This is a genomic window from Nocardia sp. NPDC019219 (assembly GCF_040632645.1).
In the GTDB taxonomy this organism is placed as follows: Bacteria; Actinomycetota; Actinomycetes; order Mycobacteriales; family Mycobacteriaceae; genus Nocardia; species Nocardia sputorum.
Genome location: NZ_JBEYCG010000009.1, coordinates 264,167 through 270,506, shown reverse-complemented (window position 1 = coordinate 270,506; position 6,340 = coordinate 264,167). Strand labels below are relative to the sequence as shown.

The window sequence follows — 6,340 nt, the reverse complement described above, 5'->3', positions numbered from 1 at the left end:
AGGCGTGGGCGACGGTGTCGTGCCACCACAGGTCGCGGCCCTCGGTCCAGGGGACTTCGATGCCGGTGCGGCGCACGACCAGCACGTGCTCGACGCTGGAGGGGGTGTCGCCGTGGGCGTAGAGGGCCTCGTCGACGGCCTCCTTCAGGGGAGCGGCCTTGCCGCGCCGCCACTGCCCGTCGGTGGTGATGATCAGGCGGGCGCGGGCGTCGTCGACGCGCTGGCGCAGGGCGGTGGGGGAGAATCCGGCGAAGACGACGGAGTGAGTCAGGCCCAAGCGGGCGCAGGCGAGCATGGCGACGATGGCTTCGGGCACCATCGGCATGTAGATCGCCACTCGGTCCCCGGTCTCGAGGCCGAGTTCGGTGATGTAGTTCGCGGCGCGGGAGACCTCGTCGAGCAGTTCGCGGTAGGTGATGGCGCGCGAGTCGCCGGGTTCGCCTTCCCAGTGGATGGCGACCTGGTCGCCGTGTCCGGCCAGGACGTGGCGGTCCACGCAGTTGTAGGCGACGTTGAGCTTGCCGCCGACGAACCACTTCGCCACCGGCGCGTCACTCCAGTCCAGCACCTGGGTGAACGGTTCGTGCCAGTGCAACCGCCCGGCCTGTTCGGCCCAGAACGCGTCACGATCGGCCGCCGCCCGCTCGTAGAGCGCGGCGTCGGCGTTCGCCTGCGCGGCGAACTCCGCGGTCGGTGGGTACGAGTCCCTGTGGTCGGCGCTGGTTTCAGTCATCTCGTCTCTTCTTTCCACGTAGCCTGAGCGCACGATTCGACGCAGCCAAGCTCGACAGTAATCAACTGTGACCCACGCCGCGTGCGGTGTCCCGAGCGGGTTCCGCGGGCGGCGCACCGCCGGGCGCCGGCCCGGACCGGCGCCGTCGTCCCCGCCGTGGCGGAAGCAATGTTCCGGCCGGACGCGCATTTGCGCACGAAAGTTGGGGTGTTTCGGCGATGTTGCCGGATCGGTAACAAGTGCGACGAACTCGGATCAATCAGGTGACAGTGCCCGCCCCGGTGGCTACTCTGCCAACCACACAGGGGGATCGTGTCGGCATGCGCTGATGGATCTCGCGCGGGTGCCGGTCGGCTCCCCCCTTCTCGCACCGGGAGGACGCGTTGAAATTCCACAGAGCGATGGCGCTGACCGCGGCGGTCGTACTCGCCACGAGCCTCGGGCTGTCCGCATGTTCCTCGGGCGACGGCGCCGATGCCGACCTCGTCACCGTCAACGGCGGCGAACCGCAGAACCCGTTGGTGCCCACCAACACCAATGAGAACATGGGCGGACGCGTGGTCGACCGGCTGTTCGCGGGCTTGAAGTACTACGATTCGAGCGGTCGGGCCCACGACGAGATGGCGGAGTCGATCCAGACGACGGATCGGAAGAACTACCGGGTGACAATCAAGCCCGGCTGGAAGTTCACCGACGGCACCCCGGTGACGGCGAAGTCGTTCGTCGACGCGTGGAACTACGGCGCGCTCGGCACCAACGCGCAGTTGCAGAGCTATGTGTTCGGTCCCATCGTCGGTTTCGACGAGGTATCCGCGGAAAAGCCGGCGACACAGACGATGTCGGGCCTGAAGGTGATCGATGACCGCACTTTCACCATCGAATTGAAGGCGCCGTCGATCGACTTCGAGACCGAACTCGGGTACGCGCCGTTCTATCCGTTGCCGGAGGCCGCGTTCAAGGACATGAAAGCGTTCGGGGAGCACCCGATCGGCAACGGCCCCTACAAGTTCGCCCGGACCGGGGCGTGGGAGCACAACGTCAAGATCGACCTGGCGCCCAACCCGGACTACCCCGGCGGCCGCCCCGCGAAGAACAAAGGACTGCGGTTCGTGATGTACCAGTCCTTCGACACCGCCTACGCCGACCTGCAGGCGGGCAATCTGGACGCGCTCGACACCGTGCCCGACAGCGCGCTCAGCTCCTATCAGCAGGATCTCGGCGACCGCGCGATCACCAAGCCGACGGCCCAGAACCAGCACATCGGCATCCAGTCCAACGTCGCGCACTTCGCCGGTGGAGAAGGGCTGCTGCGCCGCCGCGCGATCTCCATGGCGATCAACCGGGAACAGATCGCGCAGAACATCTTCCACGGCACGCGGATCCCGGCGCGCGACTTCACCGCCAGCACGTTGCCCGGCTTCGACCCGAACCTGCCCGGCTCGGAGGTGCTGAAGTACAACCCCGACGAGGCCAAGAAGGTGTGGGCGCAGGCCGACGCGATATCGCCGTGGTCGGGCCGCTACGAGATCGCCTACAACTCCGACGGCGGCCACCAGGCCTGGGTGGAAGCGGTGGCCAACAGCGTCAAGAACACCCTCGGCATCGATGCCGTCGGCGCGCCGTACCCGACATTCAAGAACATTCGCGACGAGGTGAACGCGCGCACGATCAACAAGGCGTTCCGCTACGGCTGGCAGGGTGACTACCCGACCATGCTGCAGTTCCTCACCTCGCAGTACTACAGCTACTCCGACACCAACAACGTCGACTACAAGAACCCCGAATTCGACCGCCTGCTCGACGCCGCTTTGGCCGCACCGTCCCAGGAAGAGTCCTACAAGATCGTCGCGCAGGCGCAGGCGCTGCTGATCAAGGACCTGGCCGATATTCCCGTGTTCGACTATGTGGCCGCCGCGGGCCGCTCCGACCGGGTGCACAAGGCCGAACTCGCCTGGAACGGTCTGTTCGATTTCGAGAACATCGAGAAGTAGCCGCCAGCCGCCGGGGCCCGAGGGGCGGCTGGCGGCGTTACCCAGGAGGCGAAATGGCCTGGTATGTCGTGCGGCGTCTGCTTCAGATGATCCCGGTTTTCCTCGGTGCGACGCTGCTCATCTATGCCCTGGTATTCCTCGTCCCGGGCGACCCGATCCACGCCCTGGCCGGTGACAAACCGATGACGCCCGCGGTGGAAGCGCAGCTGCGGGCGCGCTACCACCTCGACGAGCCGTTCCTCGTGCAGTACCTGCTGTACCTGAAGGGCATCGTGACGCTGGACTTCGGCACCGCCTTCTCCGGCAGGCCGGTGCGGGACGAACTGGCCCGCGCGTTTCCGATCACGATCAAGTTGGCGTTCATGGCGGTGCTGATCGAGTCGGTCTTCGGCGTGCTGTTCGGTTTGATCGCCGGGCTGCGTAAAGGCAGGCTGTTCGATTCGACGATGCTGGTGGTGAGCCTGGTCGTCATCGCGGTCCCGGTCTTCGTGGTGGGCTTCCTCGCGCAGTATCTGCTCGGGGTGAAGTGGGGAATCGCTCCGGTGACCGTCTCCGGGAAGGCGACGGTCGGCGAACTGCTGGTGCCCGCGATCGTCCTCGGCTCGCTCTCGTTCGCCTACGTCCTGCGGTTGACCCGTAATTCGGTGGCGGAGAACATGTCCGCCGACTACGTGCGCACCGCGACCGCCAAAGGGCTCGGCAGGCCGCGCGTGGTGACCGTGCACATCCTGCGCAACTCGATGATCCCGGTGGTCACCTTCCTCGGTGCCGACCTGGGCGCGCTGATGGGCGGCGCGATCGTCACGGAGGGCATCTTCAACATTCCCGGCGTGGGCGGCACGCTGTATCAGGCGATCACCAAGGGGGAACCGCCCACCGTGGTCTCGTTCGTCACGGTGCTGATCGTCATCTTCCTGCTCACCAACCTGATCGTCGATCTGCTGTACGCCGCACTCGACCCGAGGATCCGCTATGCCTGACCCCACCCAGGGCGCAGCGCGCCGCGGCCAGGAGCACTTCGTCGCACCGCCCGACGAGGTCGAGGTGCTGGCGACCGACGCCGTGCTGGACTCGGGCGCGCCTACCAGCATCTGGCGCGACGCGTGGCGGCAGCTGCGGCGCAACCCGATCTTCGTGGTCGCGGTGGTGCTGATCGTCTTCGTCCTGCTCGTGGTGATCTGGCCGGGACTGTTCACCGACCAGGATCCGCGGTACTGCAACGGCGACTTCAGCATGGATCCGCGCGGCGCGGGCCACCCCTTCGGCTTCGACAAGCAGGGGTGCGACATCTACGCGCGAACCGTCTACGGCGCGCGCGCCTCCGTCCTCGCCGGGATCGGCGCGACGCTTCTGTTCGTGCTGATCGGGGGGACGCTCGGGGCGCTCGCGGGGTTCTACGGCGGGCCGCTGGACTCGATCGTCTCCCGCGTCGCCGAGATCTTCTACGCGATCCCGTTGATGCTGGCCGCAATCGTGATCATGCAACTGCTGGATGCCCGCACCATCTGGACCGTGATCGTCATCCTCGCCGCGTTCACCTGGCCGCAGGCGGCGCGGATCGCCCGCGGCGCCGTGATCCAAGCGAAGAACAGCGACTACGTCATGGCGGCGAAAGCGTTGGGCGTCTCCCGGATACAGACGCTCCTGCGTCACGTGCTGCCCAACGCGGCGGGCCCGCTGATCGTGGTGACGACGCTCTGGCTGGGCGTCTTCATCGTCACCGAGGCGACGCTGTCCTACCTCGGCGTCGGGTTGCCGCGCACGGTGGTGTCCTGGGGCGCGGACATCGCCACCGGTCAGAAGGAGATCCGCACCTCGGCCATCCTGTTCTATCCGGCGACGGCGCTGGCGCTGACCGTGCTGAGCTTCATCATGCTGGGCGACGCCGTGCGGGACGCCCTCGATCCGAAGGCGAGGAAGCGATGAGCGACGCCGACCGGCCGCTGCTGGAGATCACCGATCTGAACGTGAGTTTCACCGCCGACGGCAGGCCGGTGCCCGCGGTCCGGGACGTGAGCCTGTCGGTCTATCCGGGGCAGACCGTGGCCATCGTCGGCGAATCCGGATCGGGAAAGTCGACCACGGCGCACGCCGTCATCGACTTGCTGCCGGGCACGGGCCGGATCACCTCCGGCTCCATCAGGTTCGACGGCAAGGAGCTCACGGCCGCCTCGAAACGCGAAATCGTCGCGGTCCGCGGCAGCGGCATCGGCTTGGTCCCGCAAGACCCGATGTCGAATCTGAATCCGGTGTGGAAGATCGGCTTTCAGATCCGGGAGACGTTGGAGGCCAACGGCATCGCCAAGGGCTCGGCCGCCGCGAGACGGGCCGTGGAACTGCTCGAGGAAGCGGGCATGCCCGACGCCGAACGCCGGGTGAACCAGTATCCGCACGAGTTCTCCGGCGGCATGCGGCAGCGCGCGTTGATCGCGATCGGCTTGTCCTGCCGGCCGAAGCTGCTCATCGCCGACGAGCCGACTTCGGCGCTCGACGTGACGGTGCAGCGGCAGATCCTCGTCCATCTCGAACGGCTGACCACCGAACTCGGCACCGCGGTGCTGCTGATCACCCACGACCTGGGCCTGGCCGCGGACCGTGCCGAACACCTGGTGGTGATGTATCGCGGGCGCGTCGTCGAATCCGGGCCCGCATTGCGGTTATTGCGCGATCCCCAGCACCTGTACACGAAGCGGTTGGTGAGCTCGGCGCCGTCGCTGGCCGCGCAGCGGCGGCCGGCACGCCGGGCGGAGATCCGCGCGCAGGCCGTGCAGGTGGCCGAAGAGGTAGCGGCGGCCAACACGGAACTCACGGTCGCTCCCGACGAGGTGCTGGTCGCCGAGCACCTGACGAAGACGTTCCGCATCCGCGAACGGGCGCCGTGGCGATCGACCGCGTTCGTCGCGGTGGACGACGTGTCGTTCCGGCTGCGGCGCGGGTCGACCACGGCGATCGTCGGCGAATCCGGCTCGGGTAAGACGACGGTGGCGCAGATGGTGCTCGGGCTGCTCGCGCCCACCTCCGGCACGGTCACCTTCGACGGCAAGGACGTGACCACCCTGGACCGCAAGGCCGCTTTCGCTTTCCGGCGCCGCGTTCAGCCGATCTTCCAGGACCCGTACGGCTCGCTCGACCCGATGTACACGATCTACCGCACCATCGAGGAGCCGTTGCGCACCCATCGGATCGGTACTCCCAAGGAACGGGAGGCGACCGTGCGGGAGCTGCTCGACAAGGTCGCGCTGCCGGCCGGCGTGCTGCGGCGCTACCCGAACGAGCTGTCCGGGGGACAGCGGCAGCGCGTGGCGGTCGCGCGTGCGCTCGCGCTCCAGCCGGAGGTGGTGGTGTGCGACGAGGCGGTGTCCGCGCTCGACGTGCTCGTGCAGGCGCAGATCCTCCGGCTGCTCAACGAACTGCAAGCCGAGCTGGGGCTGGCGTATCTGTTCATCACCCACGATCTGGCCGTCGTCCGGCAGATCGCCGACGACGTGCTCGTCATGCAGCGCGGCAAGGTGGTCGAAGCGGCGACGACCGATGAGGTGTTCGACCATCCCCGGCAGGAGTACACGCGCAAGCTGCTCGACGCGATTCCGGGACGCGACCTGCTGGCCGGGTAGGC

At 67.5% G+C, this 6,340-nt stretch carries 5 protein-coding genes; 4 read left to right on the top strand and 1 reads right to left on the bottom strand.

Annotated features, from left to right (window positions below; all coding sequences use genetic code 11):
• Window positions 1–733, bottom strand: a 733-nt coding sequence (locus ABZ552_RS19265; RefSeq protein ID WP_357438712.1) for an AMP-binding protein, incomplete at its 3' end; no start/stop codon positions are given.
• Window positions 734–1,134: 401 nt separating this feature from the next.
• On the opposite strand from ABZ552_RS19265, the gene ABZ552_RS19260 reads away from it, so the two are divergent.
• Genes ABZ552_RS19260 through ABZ552_RS19245 form a run of 4 tightly spaced genes read left to right on the top strand, consistent with a single transcriptional unit; the run spans window position 1,135 to window position 6,338 of the window.
• Complete coding sequence (locus ABZ552_RS19260) at window positions 1,135–2,724, top strand: ABC transporter substrate-binding protein (protein ID WP_357438730.1); 1,590 nt, start codon at window positions 1,135–1,137, stop codon at window positions 2,722–2,724.
• A 53-nt stretch (window positions 2,725–2,777) separates the two neighbouring features.
• On the top strand, window positions 2,778–3,704 hold the full coding sequence (locus ABZ552_RS19255; protein WP_357438709.1) for an ABC transporter permease: 927 nt from the start codon (window positions 2,778–2,780) through the stop codon (window positions 3,702–3,704).
• Window positions 3,697–4,650 (top strand): ABC transporter permease, encoded by a 954-nt coding sequence (locus ABZ552_RS19250; RefSeq protein ID WP_281919186.1) that lies wholly within the window; start codon window positions 3,697–3,699, stop codon window positions 4,648–4,650. Before ABZ552_RS19255 ends, ABZ552_RS19250 begins: the two co-directional genes overlap by 8 nt.
• Window positions 4,647–6,338, top strand: a complete 1,692-nt coding sequence (locus tag ABZ552_RS19245) for an ABC transporter ATP-binding protein (RefSeq protein WP_357438705.1) — start codon at window positions 4,647–4,649, stop codon at window positions 6,336–6,338. The genes ABZ552_RS19250 and ABZ552_RS19245 overlap by 4 nt, the downstream gene beginning before the upstream one ends.
• Window positions 6,339–6,340 lie beyond the last annotated feature (2 nt).